Genomic DNA, 16243 nt, shown 5'->3' on the forward strand with positions numbered 1-16243 from the left:
ATTCAAAGAGGAAAATAACCGAATTTCTGCCTAGTTGTATAGAAAGCGGTGCACCCAGATGCGTAAAGATGAAAGAACGAATCGTTTGGCAGTAACAATACAAACCGATCAATCCATTCTAGGGTTTTTTACAGGGGGAGGGTACGATGGGAAGAAGAAAGTTCTTAAAATTAAAAAATCCCAAGAGATAAGGCTGGAAAAATTAAAAAAGGTGATAAATTTGTTACATCTAGTCTAAGTGCAAAGATAATATCTGGTCTTGATGTAGCAGAAGTGGTGGACCAAGAGTCAGATGAATATGGTTTTACTCAAATCATTTATTAGAGTAAAAGATAATTTATAAGTGCTAACAATTTTGCAAATGAACTTACTAACAATTATGTAGAATAGACATAAATAATCGCTAATATGTCGTCTTTGAAAATAGCTGAAATTAATTAAATCACACTTATACGAAATGCTCTTAAAATTATCCGTGATATCAATCATAATGTCTAGAATTGTGTAGTATTCAATTGAGAAACCATCAATTTAAATAGGACACAATCAAGTTAATTGGATGAAAATTAAAGCAACAAATCAATGGTATTAATAATAAAGCTGGATAAAATCAAGTTTTATGTATTAAAAGAGGCAAAATTGCCTCTTTTTTTATTTTTAACAATATACGGATGTGGTATGGAATTTCCTCCAATGAATTCACCATGAATAAGGTTGTCTCATATTATGTAAAGATTGCTCTATTAAGATTATAAAAGGATGTGAACGCATTGGAAGATGTTTATGTAAAAATTGACAATTTAAAAGCAGAACAAAAAGAGTTAATGCGAGATATTCGTAATTTAGAAACTCGCACAACAATTAATGAGAAAGACATAGCTACAATTAATAAGCAATTAGAAAAGATTAGCATGAATACAACTTGGATTTTACGAATTATTATTAGTGCAATTACTATGTCAGTTTTGGGCTTAATATTAAAAGGGATGATTTAGAATGTAAAAATAATAGTACTTATGGAGAGAGGGACAAGTGTCTCTCTTTATTTTTACCATTTTAGCCAAGAGGGTTCCTTTAGAACATGACATAGGTAATCTGTACGATTGAATGTGAGACATTAGTCAGTACTTATCGATGGTAAAGTAGACGTATATAATTTAAAAGAGAACCCATGCAACAATACAAATAATAATTTGTATGTGAACGTAAAAAATACCAAGACGGCCATGGAGAGGAGGGAGGGATTGGTATTTTTTAGTTAAGATTACGGTTTTTTACGTGATTTTCACATTCTGTTAACCATAATAATATCAAGTTCTTTAATTCAATCGTTTCAATTTTGCAAGTGTATTCTTCATCTTCTACATATTGGTGGGGCATCTTTGTATAATCTGATTGTATCTCTAAATTAAAACTGGTTACCTCATCACCATCAAGCTAAAGTTTTATAATGCTCCAAAATGAAAAATACGCTATTCTTTTTGTAGAATCATAGGAGTGGGTGGCGTATTTTTTATTTTGTTTTGCTAACTTGATGTTGATGTGATGTAACCTTAAGTGTTTAAAAATTTAAAAAGGTCCCTCAATAATATTAAAGGGACCTTGCTCACGCAAATGATCTGTAAATCAATTCATCTTTGATATACAAATCATTTGTGTGATAATATTTATAAAGAATTACTAAATATTGAAATTACATAAATGCTTTTAGAAGTTCCTGAATTAATGGGATTGTTCCACCGATAAATTTTAAAACTGCCATTGCGATTTCCATATAATTCTCTCCTCTGCTTTTGTATTAAGGTGTGTTGAATCTTTATAACCTTATTATAGTAAGCGGTTACATTTATAACAATACATTTTTGTATGCAATATTGCATATTTATACGTTTAGACAAAACTTATACCTCTATTAGTCATTCTTTAATGGTACCATACAGAGGTGAGAGTCTTTAAGGGTTCGCCCTAATAGGAGGAAATATGGAAAGAGTACAAGTGATTTACAGTAATCTGAAAATTAAAAGTTGGGCTAAACAGGTATTAGCTGTAGGAGGAATATTAGGGTTCTGCTACTTGGTGCTATATGTTTTTAGTTTATTAGTTGTTATGTAAATATTATATAACTAAACTAGTAGAGTCTTGCCTAGATAGGTAAGGCTCTTTTGTTATCTGTAATGAGTAAACTACATACAAGACCTCTCAAGTTTGTCAGGTACTATGTATGGTGCCTTATTTCTCTATGTTTTAGACACTAACTCCTATCATTGAAAGTAAATAAACCTCTATTTAAAAGTTTCCATTTATATTGAAAACACAATTGTATTGATAAAAAATGTGTGTTTATTAGATACATTTTAAAAAGAGAAGCATAAGTTATATGACGTTTTGGTGGAATTTTTTTATCTTTGAAAAGGATTTAAATCTTACAAATAGATTTGATCCCTTTCTGTATACCGTAATTTCTATATTACCATATGAATATAATATACTGAAAATAATTTAAAAGCAAGAATATTAGTAGGGGTCCACCACATGCCCATCAACTTAAGACTTTAAAGTAGCCCCTAAACGAAGAATTTTTTAAAATTGATTGATAGTAAACAAGAAAGGTTGGCAAATACCTAACTAAAGAAATTTCTTCAGGTAAGCAAATCAATAATATATCAAAAGGTCCTTTACAAAATTTATTACTCTATGGACAATCATACGGATTGGGATTTTATCAGTTATTCCTAAATAAACATTGGATATTTCTTATATTTGTCCAGACTGAAAAGAGCTCATTAAAAACACCAGTATTCGTGCTTTTCTTTATATATTTGTACCACAATTATTTTTTGTATGTGGTTAAAACTAGTTTTTAAGAAGCATATGTTTTAGTAACTGAAGAAATTCTTTATCACTTTTATCATCTTTTATATAATCCTGTTCATAGTTAAAAATCATTCGCACTAACATAAAAGCTGTAAGCGGTAATGGTACCTTCTGAAAAGCCCCTTGCTGATAACCTTTTTCAAGCAAATTACTTATCATTTTAATTGCTTCTTCTTCAGATTTTTTTAAACAAGCTATAATTTCAGGTGAATGGTACTCTTTATATTCTTGAAAGAGTGTAGAAACAAATGGGTCTTGATGATATTCTAGGCTGATATAATGAAGGATTTTTTGTATTCGTAGCAAAACATCCTTTTCCTCTTTATATAAATCAAATAATTGTGAGCGTTTAAGTTGAATATGACGCATATAGCAGTCACATAATATTTGAGTTTTATCTGTATAGTAATAATAAATAGTTCCTTTACCAACTTTAGCTTTCTTTGCAATTTCATCAACCGTTGTGTTACGGACACCACGCGTAGAGAACAGTATTGTGGCAGATTGAATGATTTTCATTTTTTTATTTTCTTTTTCTAATTTTATCATCGTCTACACCCTATCCTTGAAATATTTAGCGAAGTTTTCTGTCATTACATTCTCTATCAGTCTATTTGTCATTTATTAACGCCTAATAGAAAGTCCTCTAGTTGCTTCTTATAGAATAACACACATCATTCCTATATCTAGTATATAACCATAATAGAATACGATTTTACATCTTAAGAATAGAAATGAGAGTATGAGATCATAGGTTATTAATTGGATGATGAGAATTCAAGTGAAAGGAGACAGCGATCTCCTCATCGATTGAATAATTTGATTTTTTACTCAATTCATTTTATTATATAAACATGACTAAAAGATGTTTTTAGTCGGATTTTTTTATGAAAAACCGACTGGTATTTGATTTTAGTCGGTTTCTATACTATTTGAGAGAAGGTAGACACTATGTGTGGAATTGCAGGGTGGATAGACTGGTCTAAAGACTTGTCTAATGAACAAGAAACGTTAAAAAAAATGACAGATGCTATCATTCACCGAGGACCTGATGCAGAGGGGCATTGGTTTTCAAAACGAGCGGCATTAGGTCATCGACGTCTCATCGTCATTGATCCTGAAGGTGGCCTTCAACCTATGCTGTATAAAGATGGAAATGATACGATTGGTCTTACGTTCAATGGAGAAATTTATAACTATCAAGAATTACGTAAAGAACTTGAGGAGAAAGGTCATGAATTTCAGACAAAGTCTGATACAGAGGTATTACTACATGCTTATTTAGAATGGCAAGAAGATTGTGTTCAACACTTAAATGGGATTTTTGCTTTTGGTATTTGGGATGAAAGATTTGGGAAATTGATGCTTGGTCGTGATCATCTAGGTGTGAAGCCTTTATTTTTCGCTCAAAGAGGGAGTGCAATTCTCTTTGGTTCAGAGTTAAAAGTTTTACTTTCGCATCCACTTGTAGATGCAGAAGTAGATAAAGAAGGACTTTCTGAGATATTTTGTCTTGGACCAACACGTACTCCAGGTCATGCGATTTTCAAGGATATACACGAAGTGCGTGCTGGCCATTATATGACATTTACCACTAATGGCTCGAATACGACACAGTATTGGAAACTTGAAAGTAAAAACCATATAGATGATATTGATACGACAGTGGAGACAATCCGCTCTATTTTACAAGATACGGTTAAACGTCAGTTAATTGCTGATAGACCAGTAGTATCTATGCTTTCCGGAGGTTTAGATTCAAGTGGTCTAACAGGTTTAGCAGGAAACGAATTTGGGAATAAAGGGGAACACCTTCATACATATTCCCTGAATTTCATCAATGATGAAAAAGACTTTGAGCAAGACTTCCTTCGTTTTGATCGTGATGAACCTTGGGTGAAACGTGTGGCTGAATATGTAGGAACAAAGCATCACTCTATAGAATTGGGATCAGATAGTTTAATAGAGCATTTATTAATTCCAATGCGAGCGCGTGATCTACCTGGAGTTGGAGAACTAGAAACATCACTTTATTTGCTATTTAAGGAAATGAAAAAAGACGCAACAGTTGCACTTTCAGGCGAATCAGCAGATGAAGTGTTCTCAGGATATCCATGGTTCCACCAAGAGAAGTTTTTAGATGCAGAAATATTCCCTTGGAGTGTTAATTTATGGTATAGTACAGAAATTTTATCAGAGGATTTTAAAGATAAGATTAGCCCTGAAAAATATCAAAAACAAAAATTTGTAGATGCGATTGCTGAGGTTCCTTTTTTAGAAGGTGAAAGTGATCTGCAAATGAAGCAACGTCAAATGTCTTACATGTTTATTACACGTTTCTTGCCATTTATGCTAGAACGAAAAGATCGTACAAGTATGATGAATGGCTTTGAAGTACGGGTTCCATTTTGCGATTACCGGCTTGTAGAATACTTATGGAATGTTCCATTCGAAATGAAAAGCATAGACAATATTGAAAAAGGTATTTTACGTCGAGCTTTTGAAAATGTACTTCCAGAGGATGTACTTTATCGCAAAAAAAGTGCATATCCAAGCACAAAGGATGCTTCATATCTACAAGGTATTAGTGATTGGATGTTACATGTGTTGAACGATCCTCAATCACCTATTTTACCATTAATAAATGTAGAAAGAGTTCGTGCTATTGCAGAAGGAAAAGACAAAGTAATTTCTGGTAATGATGCACGAAGTATAATAGATTATTTACTTCAAGTTAATAGTTGGCTTCAGGAATATAATGTTAAATTAGTATGATAAATGTAATTTTCGAATAAAGAGGATAGATGAGTCCTCAATGACCTAAGTGAACCGCATCTCCAATGTATTAGATAGTTATCTAACATTTGGAGATGCGGTTTTATTATTTTGATTTGCAATAACGCTAATCAGTTAGTAAATTAGAATTGAATAAGGGACATGGAAAGAACTAGGGGGAATAATATGAATTGGAGGTCCCACGTAAAGGAGAATATGATGAACCTTTTAATTAGAGAATTAGAAGTAGATGATTTAGACAATTTACCGGAGATCGATGATAGTTTTATAGTAAATTCTCGGTTGATTTTTTCTCTTTCAAAAATAAATAAGCAAATAGAATATACAGTAGAAGACGTTCCAAGTTATGAGAAAAGTTATTTACAAGACCAATATGATGATGAACTAGCATACACTGAATATTTGAACTACCCCCACTTTCACTTCGTTTAGAAGTGGAGGATTCCTAAGTAAAGAGTTCTATCGAACTCTAATTGATTAGGCTAGCCCCGCAGTCCTTGCGGTTAGAAGCCTTATTGCTTCATTCTTTATATTGATACTTGCGTTAATATCTCTATCATGGTGTGTACGACAAGAAGGACAGTCCCATTTACGTAGGTTTAGATTTTTAACGTCTTTGTTTTGATATCCACAACAAGAACATAATTGGCTGGAAGCAAATGTTTTCGATACGACAATGACTTGTTTACCATACCATTTTGCTTTATATTCCAACATGGTTCGAAACTGTGACCAAGATACTTCACTAATTGCTTTTGCCAACTTACGATTTTTTAACATATTCGATACTTGCAAATCCTCTATACCGATAACATCGTGATTTTTGATGATTTCAGTTGAGATTTTGTCTAAGTAATCTTTTCTAGCATTGGATATGTATTCATGAATTCTAGCTACTTTTACTCGTTGTTTATTCCAACGAGAAGATCCTTTTATTCTTCTAGAAAGAACACGCTGTGCTTTCGCCAACTTATCTTCTAATGATCGGAAAAACTTTGGATTTTCATAGGGTGTTCCATCTGACAAAATGGCGAAATCTTTTAGTCCTACATCTACTCCAATGTAAGAATGTGTTTTCGGAAGTTCTTGTACTTCTGTTTCGACTAACAATGACACAAAGTATCTGCCAGAAGGATTCCGTCTAACAGTCGCATTTACAATACGTCCCTCTACTTTACGACTTTTGGCAAATCGAACAAGGCCTAGCTTCGGCAACTTTATTTTGTTCCCTACAAAGGCAATGTTTTCATTTGTTTGTTTTGTGGTATAAGACTGTACGTTGTTCTTCTTAGATTTAAAGCGCGGTGCGCTGTTTTGTTTTTTGAAAAATCGTGTATACGCATCCGCAAGGTTGCGAACAGACGACTGAATCGCAATACTATCCACTTCTTTGAGCCAAACAAACTCTTTCTTCATGGCAGGAAGTTTGGCAGAGCATGTACCATATGTTAAACCTTTTCCAGTTTCTTTATATGCGCGATCCCATAGGGATAGGAAATGATTGAATACAAAGCGAGAACAACCTATCGTTTTATTAATTAGAATTGTTTGTGCTTGATTTGGATAGATACGAAACTTAAAGGCTTTATTAATTATCATTTGATTCACCTCCATTTCGGTATATGAATATTATACACCAAACGTATATTCGATGGATAGTGAAGTAACACTTTATGTATGTCGAACAATTAAGATGGCTTCCTGCCATCTCTTGTTCGAAGCCAATTCATCTCCCACCTATTCACTTCGCGTTCCTTGAGGAGAATGATAAAGGTGGATAAAAAATATCGTTCACTTGGAGTTGGTAGGAGGTTAATTGAGCAAGCAACACAGTGGGCAAAAGAAAGCAATATGCCAGGTATAATGCTTGAAACACAAAATAATAATGTAGCAGCATGTAGGTTCTATGAAAAATGTGGGTTTGTAATAGGTGGGTTGGATTTTTTAGTATATAGAGGGATACATGAAGAAAGCGATGAAGTTGCAATGTATTGGTATTTGCATTTCAAATGAAAGTAAACCAAAACTCGAATATATAAATTCCTCGCTGTTACATCCGGGACAAGCAAATAACTAAAAGAAAAAGAAGGTTTCTTTCCGAGAGTAGGGGCATCTTTAATCTTGCTACCGATAATCAAATGATATGTTAATTAGATTTTGATATTGTATGCATCGTCTTTTCTTCAATTAAATAAAAAATACATCCTTATAGGGATGTATTTTTTATTAATAATAATGTTATAAATTATTCTACATGAACCGATATACTTTTAGATAATACTTGCATTGAGAAAGGAACTCTAGCTTCAAAAGCTATAGTGTTTGTTGAATTTGGTGTATTTGAGAAGATGTAAGAATCCTTAATACGTAATCTAAATGTTTTTTCAGATCCGAATGGACCAGTATAAGAACTGACTTCGTCTAAAGAACTTCCTGAATATCTAATACCATTAATAGTTAAAGCTTCTGAATATGAATCCGGTGTACCTACTTCACTAACTTTCACATAAAGGTAATCGCCTTTAAGAACAGGAATAGATAAGTAAGAACTTGCACTATACATTTTGTTATTATCGCCTACAGCACTAATGCTAACACTTCGTAATGGAGAAGAATCCGCCTTTGAAATAGTTGGTAAAAATGCTAGTGTAAGTGCAAAACACATAGCTAACATGCTCATAAATTTTTTCATATTAACAACCCCTTAGGTATTTATTTAACATCCTGTATTTTACAGGTTAAAAATGTAAACTTCAATATCGTTATATAAGGAATAATTATGAAATTATGCATATTTGATATAAAGCACACCAAAACTCGGATACATAAATCCCTTGGGGTTACATTTGGGATACGCAAATAACTAAAAGAAAAAGGAGGTTTCTTTCCGAGAGTAGGGGGTCTCTTTGCTCTTGGTGCCGATCATGTGACGTTATACGAACCTGACATGTATAGAGTATACAACCAAAATCAAACAACAAATCAATTCTTTTAAATGGTAAAATAAGGAAAGAGGGAGTCCTGTATAATGCCTTTAGAAAACTCTATTTATTATATAGGAGTTGCTATTATATTAATGATCATCGGTACATTGCTTGGGGGAATTATACGTTTAATTCAACATACTAGTAATCACAAAAAGCAAGATTCAGTTGAGCAAAAGTTAGATAAAGTTATTCAACTGTTAGAAAAACAAACCAAAGATTGACCTTACTCAAAATAGAAGTAGTTTGCAATAGCTCCCAATAACGCAAATTATGTAAATGAGCTGTCCATATGGATGGCTCATTTTATTTTTTCTTAGCGTGACTTTTCTGCGAAATGCTGTAGGTACCCAATCACTATCAATCTAACAAAAGCAAATATCCTCAAAACAAAAAATAAGCCGGTCCTTGTCAAAAAGTAGGTGTTGTAACAGTGGTACGGTCCCCTTATTAAACAGTTGATTCAGTCACTCCGCGGGCTGATGAGTACTTTTGTTGATGCTTCTAAACAGCTAGATAACTGGGCTAAAGAAGTTATAGCTATATTTTGGCCAACTCATACACATAAATTTACTAAACCTTTTGCTTGGTACTTACTGTTTTGTTGCACAAAACGAACATCTCTAGCAAGATACTGTAAGGTATATGTAGATAAAAAAATTCGAATTTCGTGAGCAATTAGTTCTAATTCATCATACAGAGAAACAGACATGAAAAAGCCATCCGTTCCTATAATTCTACAGAAATTATAGGAACGGATGGTTTAAGATAAAAAAATATATATTCGTAATCTATATGTGACTTAATGTAATATATATATTTCATTTATGTTAATAATAATTTAATATATAGAATATGGGATTTATATATGAAGTTAACTTTACAAATGGGGTGTATGTAGTGTTTGTAAGTAAAGAGAAAATTGCAAGAGTTAAAAGAGTCTAACTCAACAGGAGTTGGCCGATGTTGTAAACGTTACGCGACAAACCAGTAGCCTTATTGAAAGTAATAAGTGTAACCCTTCTTTAAAGCTTTGCATTCATATAGCTAAAACATTAGATAAAAGTTTAGATAAATTATTTTGGGAGGAACTTTAAAATGGAAAAACTAAAAAAATGGTTTTCACTCAGTACACACTCAGATGAAAGAATTCAACAAATCGAAATGAAAATTTGGGCGCAATCTGGAATTATTGTCCTACTTTTAGCTTTTATAGATGTTGTAATAAGGGGAGCATATCTACACCACCCATTCCTAGAATGGATTGCTTCATTAGCCATTATAATTTGTTATATGATTTTCTTCTTTATTAAATCTATTCTAACTGGTGTTTATGAAACAGATATTAATAATAAAGAGCAATTAAAAGAAAAATTAAAAGAAAAAATGAGTAATACCTTTATTTTTTGTTTTGTCGCAATAGGTGCTACTACATACAAATATTACTTCCCTGAAGATTTTGGCGGATGGTTAGCAGTAATAGCAAAATTCATTATACTTTTCGTTTTCCTATTTGGTATTCAATATCTTATTACAGTAATAGCTTGGAAGAGATCAAATAAAATTTAATACATATAGACAAAAAAGCTTATCCTTTAGTATTTAATGATAAGCTTTTTTATTATTTTTTTATCGTTTTTTTTGTTTTTGGTGTATTTCCTTCTCTTAGGTTGATAACGATGCGGTGTTACTCCATCACTATCAATTTAAAAGAATGATTCCACGTTTTAAGAAGAAATTAATTTGTTTTGATTGAGAATAGATTATAAAGTTAATATTTAAATATAAAGAATTTGAATATTAATTAGTTATCATTTGAATGATTCAGATATGGGATACAAAGTTAATATTTGTATCTGTGGTCGTTTATACATATGAAAGAATTAAATTAGCAGGCTTAACAATTGCAGCAAGTTTATTATTAGCAGCGTGTGGTACTGAAGAAGAGACAATAGAGCAAGATGCGAAGAAAGAGGAACAAAAAGAAAAAGTTAAAGCATTTCAGGAAGAAAAGCAGTGGGTTAAATGAAGCGAAAGCACAAGAAAAAGCGGAACAATCGATGACAGAACAAGGCCAGGGAGCGTGAAATAAAGATGTGAAATCAAGTCAATTAGGAATCCAAACAGCAAAGGATGGAATAAAGGTGGCTGAACAGGCGCTAGATGTCCATATTGAAGAAAAAGACAGTCTAACTCGAATTGTTGTTATCGTTCCAGCAGGAACAACGAAAGAAACAGCGCAACAAGTATGCGACATAGCAGCGCGCCAGGTGGCAAGTTTCGGGACAATGGGATTATATGTAGATTTGAAAGCACCATCAAAAGACTATTTAGGGGAATATTAGGAAAATTTCACTGGTGATATCGGTATCTATGACAGCAACGAAAAACAATTAGTACGTGGATACATTTCCAAGTTAAATCCAACAAAAATTAAATGGTAAGAAAAACAAGATCCCTACACAATGTGTGGGGATTTTTCCATAAAGAAAAGACACCCAAAGGTGCCTTCCTCCGACTTGAACTACTTTAAATTTATATAAATATACACGTATTACCCCTTTGTTATACGTGTAAACACATCCTATAAAACAGAATCGTCTATATACACCAGATTGTTAGTTCACTAAATATCAAGAGATTTAAGATCAATACGTTACGTCTTTCAAAAGAATCTGCTTTATAGAATGTATCCACAATTTATATTTTACTACATGTAATATTTATTTGGTGTATTTTTTGAGAATATGTATAATTGCATAAAGTTCACGAAAAAATGAGAGTATAATTTGGTATTGTGTAATAAAGAAAAGGCCCACCTACGGAAATAGGTGGGCTTTTTTTGGGCAATACTATCTCAATGCATAAAAGGGAATTTGTATTAAAATAATAGCATATTCTTAGAGTTCTTATATTGAGAAATAAAGAAAAGACACCCTAAGGTGCCGCCAAAGTTTTTAAGCTAATTCTAGTGTATCTCCATGTAGAGTACAGATTAAGTTTGTATAATACATATGTATTATATAGAAAAAACAGATACATGTTGTTAACAACTTACATGAACTATTCAATGTTTATATTTTCTTTTACTTACAAGTAGAACCATTGAGCAATGGGGGGATTTTTAGTGTTAAATATGGTATGTATATGCTTAATTATAGCAGCTCTTATAGCTGGGATATGTATTGGGGTTACATCGATGATTTTTCCACAAATAGAGAAAAGGGTTCCTAAAGATTAGTTATAATTACTCTTGTAGTAGCAATAATCCATCTTAAAACAAGTGGATTGTTTTTGCCCATAAAGAAAAGACACCCAAAGGTGCCTTCCTCCGACTTGAACCATCTTAATTTTATTGTGTTGTTATCATATAAGAAAAGAAGACATCGATTAAGATGTCTTTTTTTCCTTGTACAATGCTGTTAAGAAGGTATTGTATTACTTAAAAACCATAAAAAAATATAACAATCATTGAGTAAGCTTATTATAGCATCAATAAATAGTTGTTTCGATATGCAATATTGCATATATATAGATTTATATATTTTTTATCTATATAGTTTAATTGTCTGTTATTTGTTTTAATTCATTTACTTATATTATTTTTTGAGTGCTCCAGCAATGGAGCCTTTTTTTATGCAATAAAACATTTTCTTTACATTATTTAGTCGATCTATATTAGCTTTTCCTTCTTAAAAGATACTTATATGTTACCAAACTATTGTATAGACGACCAGTCTTTTGACGAGAATTTAGTGAGTTAATAATATTAAATTTGAAAATAGTTTTTATATTGAAAGTAGTAGCTGGATTATTCTGTATGTCAATCGATATGCTAAATTGCATATCAAAAAAAGTAGAAATTGTTAACGTTTTCAAAATAAGGAATATTCTAATAAAATTATGCTAATATCAAACTTGTACTTATTATAAAACAAGGGGATGTTTATATGTTTAAAAAAGTTACATTAGGGATATCATCATTAGCGGTGGCAGCGGTAGTTGGGTTAGGAATGGCATCGGAGGCATCAGCAGGACCAGCAGCACCTCTAACTTCTTTAAGTGTAGTAAAAGTGGAATCACAATTGGGTGGAGTTGAATACATTACTCCTAATAGTTTTAGTACAACTAAAGATCATGGGGGAAGTTACTTATATGTTTACACAAAAGAAATAGGATATGGCCAGTTTCCTTTTGCCAAAATGAATGGATTTGATGTAAAAAGTATTGGTTCACAAATAATTGGTGGTAATCCTATTGTAGGTTGGGAATATAAATGGGACGCATCAAAGCATCAAGAAGGGACTTTTGAATATCAAAAGACTTCAATAAATTATCCAAGAGATACGTGGCGCACGTCGTTATATATTAAGTAATCAGTTTTATATATTAGTAGCATGAAAATCCCTGCACTTTGTGTAGGGATTTTTCCAAAAAGAAAAGACACCCAAAGGTGCCTCCTCCAATAGTTTTTAGCAGAAACAACTGCATCCGATAATGATTAATAGTATAAAGAGTACAACGAGTAAAGCAAAGCCTCCAGCAAACCCACAGCCTTCGCCGCAACTACCACCATATCCCATAATTATAGTTCCTCCTTTAGATAAGAGTATAAAACTAGGGTTCATTCCATGGATTTTAATGGGTTCACTTTACCTTATGTTTTTACGTTTGAATTGAGCAGGTCTTTTTGAAAATAAGGGAAATATAATTTAATGTGTTTCCGCTGAATGTTGATAAATTACACATTTTCTAAAAACAAACTATTTAATTATATAAATAATAAGATTATTTAATATAATGTATTAATCCTAACAGAAGGGAGGATTAGCCATGCAATTAGTTTGTTTTAAAGTTGTAAATGGTCAATACTTTTTAGTTGTAGAAGGTATCGAGATTCCTGCGCCAATTCCAGCGTTTGCTGCAGCTTTATTAATTGGTTTAGGAGTAATACCGCTTTGTTCTTAATTTAAGGAATTCCAAACGGCACTACCTTTCAATCGATAAACCCTTAGGCATATGAATGCTTGGGGGTTTTCTTAAAATAAAAAAGAAAAGACGCCATAAGGCGTCCCCACAATTAGGTAGATAAGACTTTAGTTTTCCAATCTAAAGAAATTTTGTATCAGCTCTTTGAAAGTATATCATAATATCTGATTGAATTATTATGCATTATTACATACTTTCCCAAAACACTCTAGTTTCTATTTGATAAAATAAAATCGAAATATTACTAAAAATCAAATAAATATTTCTAAAAATCCCAAATATTTAAAAGGATATCAAAAGTGATACATTTAAGGTGCAAATTATAAAAAATATTAAAGGGGGAAAAAGCAGTATTAAAAAAGCAATTATAAGCGGTGGGCAGTTATACAAGTTATATGAACCTGAATTTTGTTGAAAAAGGATACTCATTTAAGTTTACTTTTTCTGACTTGGACCAACTTCATTTTAATAATTTGAATGAAGAATCATCATTTGTTTATTCTGATTTCTGGAAAAGTTTTAATAGATTCATGTTGAACAAACATACTTTTTAGAAAGAGGAGAGATTATTGATGGATAGTCAATTACTATATCAACAGCAAAAAAGAGAAAAGGCACTTGTGATTGGAGCTGGTATTGCAGGCTTACATACTGCACGCGTGCTTTCCAGTTATTTTGAGACAGTGATAGTTGTTGAAAAAGATGAGTTACCTCAAAAACCATCTGAACGTCCAGGTACCCCCCAAGACTTTCATCCTCATCGTGTATTACCACGTGGAGAAATAATTATGAACCGTTTCTTTCCTGGATATGTTGATGATTTATTAAATTTAGGGGCCCATAATGTCAAGAATGATAAAATGATTCGATTTTCTCCGTATGGGGCACTGGAACTAGTTATAGAACGAAAAGGTGCAGCAAGCAGTCGAGCATTGTTAGAATGGACAATCCGCCAACGTGTGCAAGAAATTCCTAATGTCCATTTTTATTCAAAGCAAGTAGTCACAGGCATTTTAGCTTCGTCTGATCACAAGCGTGTTATTGGAATTAATATTCAAGAACGGGACGAATTAAAAACAAAGCGAACTGTGTTAACCGATTTGGTAGTTGACACATGTGGTCGTCAATCTAAACTCAATAAATGGCTTACATCTATGGGCTATGATGTTCCAGAACCAGAACGTTTAAAGGTGAATTTCGGATATAGCACGAGATATTATAAAGTACCTTCACATATCAAAGAGAAATTGAGTGCAATTTCTGAAGGAGATCCTGCTAAAAAAGTTGGTGCTGTAGGGTTATTATATATTGAAGATAACATAGCTCAAGCGCTACTATTTGTTGCTGGAGGTACGCATTATCCACCAACCAATTCAAAAGAATATGAAAAAGAGCTGGATTCATTAGTTACCCCTATGATGAGGGAGTTAATTAAAGAGTTAGAACCAATTAGTGTCCCAAGAGGATTTAGAGCACGTGAGTCAACTCGTCAACATTTTGAACAAATGGAAAATTGGCCATCTGGATTATTGGTGTTAGGTGATGCTTTTTGTAACTTTGATCCCATTTATGGGCAAGGAATGACCGTAGCCGCCATTGAAGCTGAAATGTTAGATACTTGTTTAAAAGAACATTCTACTCATAAACCTGGATTCGAACGCAAGGTGCTGCAACGTATGCAACAAGCAATTGAACCGGCATGGTGGCTGAGTTCAATTGCGGATTTACGTTGGAAAGGTGTTGAACATGTAGGAGCCGTTCCACTAAAAGGTGTGAAATTTGCACAGAAATATTTTGATTTATACCTTAAACAAGCTGTAAAGCAAGCGAATGAGGGGAATTCATCCATGCTCCAAAAATATATAATGATGAATGGGCTAGTTCATTCGCCTCATGATATCATTAACTCAGATATGTTAAGGATGTTAATCAATGGAGATGAGTCTTTAGAAGAGAATGAACTTTTGAACGAACTTGGAGAAGTAGATAAGAAACCAATGCAAGAAAGAATAAATGAATTAATCCCTTCTTTTTCATTAGCTTTTGAGAATAGCATTCCAAATTTGTTCTCATCCATTTCAATTTCTAATGTCAAATGAGGAAAAGAAACATTGCTCTAATTAGGGCAATGTTTCTTTTATTAGATAAGCAGTATTTAATCAACTACTTTTTCAATTGTTGGCATTATAGCGATTGGTGGTAAAGAGTAAGTCCAAGCAGCAGCGTATACGTTTAATTTTTCACCTAATTTGTAGTTTTCACCATTGGATACAGGTACTCTTAAAATTTTATTTTGGGAAACTAGCTCCCACCAATTATGCTGATAATAAAGTGCTTCTTCTTTCGTAAAAGTATCAGCAACAATTAAGTAATTATCGTCTGCTGAAATAACATAGCCCGTGAAAGGTATTTGTATTCGTACCTGTTCCTCCTTAATTGGAGAAGTGTTATTGGCAGTATCCGCAGAAGCAGGTGTTAAGCCAAAAGTAAATCCGCACCCTAATGTTAATGTTGTAACTACTGTTAATAATTTTTGTTTTTTTGAAAACATAATAGAAAGCCTCCTTAAATTTTATTACCACACCAACACCATTCTATTC

The 16243-nt window shown here is 32.6% G+C and carries 12 protein-coding genes and 7 pseudogenes; 12 read left to right on the top strand and 7 right to left on the bottom strand.

Annotated features, from left to right (window positions below; all coding sequences use genetic code 11):
* Window positions 1-67 precede the first annotated feature (67 nt).
* Both DN393_RS32120 and DN393_RS21620 read left to right on the top strand, forming a co-directional pair.
* Window positions 68-324 (top strand): annotated as a pseudogene (locus tag DN393_RS32120) (rod shape-determining protein MreC); the annotation flags it as partial.
* Window positions 325-770: 446 nt separating this feature from the next.
* Entirely contained in the window at window positions 771-995 is a 225-nt protein-coding gene (locus tag DN393_RS21620) for a hemolysin XhlA family protein (protein ID WP_088047508.1), read from the top strand.
* A 698-nt stretch (window positions 996-1693) separates the two neighbouring features.
* Here the strand turns inward: DN393_RS21620 and DN393_RS32125 are convergent.
* Both DN393_RS32125 and DN393_RS21630 read right to left on the bottom strand, forming a co-directional pair.
* Window positions 1694-1880, bottom strand: a pseudogene (locus DN393_RS32125) (hypothetical protein).
* Window positions 1881-2853: 973 nt separating this feature from the next.
* Complete coding sequence (locus DN393_RS21630) at window positions 2854-3423, bottom strand: TetR/AcrR family transcriptional regulator (RefSeq protein WP_149173899.1); 570 nt, start codon at window positions 3421-3423, stop codon at window positions 2854-2856.
* A 402-nt stretch (window positions 3424-3825) separates the two neighbouring features.
* Here DN393_RS21630 and asnB point away from each other — a divergent pair, with 402 nt between their 5' ends.
* Window positions 3826-5649: an asparagine synthase (glutamine-hydrolyzing) gene (asnB, locus tag DN393_RS21635; protein ID WP_149173900.1), complete on the top strand. Its 1824-nt coding sequence runs from the start codon at window positions 3826-3828 to the stop codon at window positions 5647-5649.
* A 219-nt stretch (window positions 5650-5868) separates the two neighbouring features.
* Window positions 5869-6087 (top strand): annotated as a pseudogene (locus DN393_RS21640) (GNAT family N-acetyltransferase); the annotation flags it as partial.
* Between the two features lie 60 nt (window positions 6088-6147).
* Here the strand turns inward: DN393_RS21640 and tnpB are convergent.
* Window positions 6148-7269 (bottom strand): IS200/IS605 family element RNA-guided endonuclease TnpB, encoded by a 1122-nt coding sequence (gene tnpB / locus DN393_RS21645; protein WP_149173901.1) that lies wholly within the window; start codon window positions 7267-7269, stop codon window positions 6148-6150.
* 168 nt (window positions 7270-7437) lie between these two features.
* Here tnpB and satA point away from each other — a divergent pair.
* Window positions 7438-7683, top strand: a pseudogene (satA, locus tag DN393_RS21650) (streptothricin N-acetyltransferase SatA); the annotation flags it as partial.
* A 232-nt stretch (window positions 7684-7915) separates the two neighbouring features.
* Here satA and DN393_RS21655 read toward each other — a convergent pair.
* A complete protein-coding gene (locus tag DN393_RS21655; protein WP_088047622.1) occupies window positions 7916-8362 on the bottom strand; it encodes a hypothetical protein in 447 nt (148 codons plus the stop codon).
* A gap of 336 nt (window positions 8363-8698) precedes the next feature.
* On the opposite strand from DN393_RS21655, the gene DN393_RS21660 reads away from it, so the two are divergent.
* Complete coding sequence (locus DN393_RS21660) at window positions 8699-8878, top strand: DUF4083 family protein (RefSeq protein ID WP_088047623.1); 180 nt, start codon at window positions 8699-8701, stop codon at window positions 8876-8878.
* A gap of 192 nt (window positions 8879-9070) precedes the next feature.
* Here the strand turns inward: DN393_RS21660 and DN393_RS21665 are convergent.
* Window positions 9071-9366: pseudogene (locus DN393_RS21665) on the bottom strand (IS4 family transposase); the annotation flags it as partial.
* 188 nt (window positions 9367-9554) lie between these two features.
* Here DN393_RS21665 and DN393_RS32130 point away from each other — a divergent pair.
* The 4 genes and pseudogenes from DN393_RS32130 to DN393_RS21680 all read left to right on the top strand — a co-directional run bounded on the left by DN393_RS32130 (window position 9555) and on the right by DN393_RS21680 (window position 13030).
* Window positions 9555-9751, top strand: a pseudogene (locus tag DN393_RS32130) (helix-turn-helix transcriptional regulator).
* A 1-nt stretch (window position 9752) separates the two neighbouring features.
* Window positions 9753-10223, top strand: coding sequence for a DUF6773 family protein (locus DN393_RS21670; RefSeq protein ID WP_242069246.1), 471 nt, complete (start codon window positions 9753-9755; stop codon window positions 10221-10223).
* Window positions 10224-10473: 250 nt separating this feature from the next.
* A pseudogene (locus tag DN393_RS32495) lies at window positions 10474-11098 on the top strand (DUF874 domain-containing protein).
* Between the two features lie 1506 nt (window positions 11099-12604).
* Window positions 12605-13030, top strand: a complete 426-nt coding sequence (locus tag DN393_RS21680; protein ID WP_088047624.1) for a DUF4879 domain-containing protein — start codon at window positions 12605-12607, stop codon at window positions 13028-13030.
* 96 nt (window positions 13031-13126) lie between these two features.
* Here the strand turns inward: DN393_RS21680 and DN393_RS21685 are convergent, their stop codons facing one another.
* A complete protein-coding gene (locus tag DN393_RS21685) occupies window positions 13127-13237 on the bottom strand; it encodes a YjcZ family sporulation protein (RefSeq protein ID WP_000540371.1) in 111 nt (36 codons plus the stop codon).
* Between the two features lie 250 nt (window positions 13238-13487).
* Here DN393_RS21685 and DN393_RS32145 point away from each other — a divergent pair, with 250 nt between their 5' ends.
* Window positions 13488-13622: a hypothetical protein gene (locus DN393_RS32145; RefSeq protein ID WP_001177696.1), complete on the top strand. Its 135-nt coding sequence runs from the start codon at window positions 13488-13490 to the stop codon at window positions 13620-13622.
* Between the two features lie 593 nt (window positions 13623-14215).
* Complete coding sequence (locus DN393_RS21690; RefSeq protein WP_149173902.1) at window positions 14216-15742, top strand: NAD(P)/FAD-dependent oxidoreductase; 1527 nt, start codon at window positions 14216-14218, stop codon at window positions 15740-15742.
* Between the two features lie 56 nt (window positions 15743-15798).
* Here DN393_RS21690 and DN393_RS21695 read toward each other — a convergent pair whose 3' ends face one another.
* On the bottom strand, window positions 15799-16194 hold the full coding sequence (locus tag DN393_RS21695) for a DUF3221 domain-containing protein (RefSeq protein ID WP_000491767.1): 396 nt from the start codon (window positions 16192-16194) through the stop codon (window positions 15799-15801).
* Window positions 16195-16243 lie beyond the last annotated feature (49 nt).

Source organism: Bacillus sp. BPN334 (genome assembly GCF_008368885.1).
In the GTDB taxonomy this organism is placed as follows: Bacteria; Bacillota; Bacilli; order Bacillales; family Bacillaceae_G; genus Bacillus_A; species Bacillus_A wiedmannii.

Bases quoted from the DNA above. Each gene is read 5' to 3' on its own strand.
- DN393_RS21630 (WP_149173899.1), bottom strand. From the start codon at position 3,423: ATGATAAAATTAGAAAAAGAAAATAAAAAAATGAAAATCATTCAATCT.
- asnB (WP_149173900.1), top strand. From the start codon at position 3,826: ATGTGTGGAATTGCAGGGTGGATAGACTGGTCTAAAGACTTGTCTAAT.
- tnpB (WP_149173901.1), bottom strand. From the start codon at position 7,269: ATGATAATTAATAAAGCCTTTAAGTTTCGTATCTATCCAAATCAAGCA.
- DN393_RS21655 (WP_088047622.1), bottom strand. From the start codon at position 8,362: ATGAAAAAATTTATGAGCATGTTAGCTATGTGTTTTGCACTTACACTA.
- DN393_RS21660 (WP_088047623.1), top strand. From the start codon at position 8,699: ATGCCTTTAGAAAACTCTATTTATTATATAGGAGTTGCTATTATATTA.
- DN393_RS21670 (WP_242069246.1), top strand. From the start codon at position 9,753: ATGGAAAAACTAAAAAAATGGTTTTCACTCAGTACACACTCAGATGAA.
- DN393_RS21680 (WP_088047624.1), top strand. From the start codon at position 12,605: ATGTTTAAAAAAGTTACATTAGGGATATCATCATTAGCGGTGGCAGCG.
- DN393_RS21685 (WP_000540371.1), bottom strand. From the start codon at position 13,237: ATGGGATATGGTGGTAGTTGCGGCGAAGGCTGTGGGTTTGCTGGAGGC.
- DN393_RS32145 (WP_001177696.1), top strand. From the start codon at position 13,488: ATGCAATTAGTTTGTTTTAAAGTTGTAAATGGTCAATACTTTTTAGTT.
- DN393_RS21690 (WP_149173902.1), top strand. From the start codon at position 14,216: ATGGATAGTCAATTACTATATCAACAGCAAAAAAGAGAAAAGGCACTT.
- DN393_RS21695 (WP_000491767.1), bottom strand. From the start codon at position 16,194: ATGTTTTCAAAAAAACAAAAATTATTAACAGTAGTTACAACATTAACA.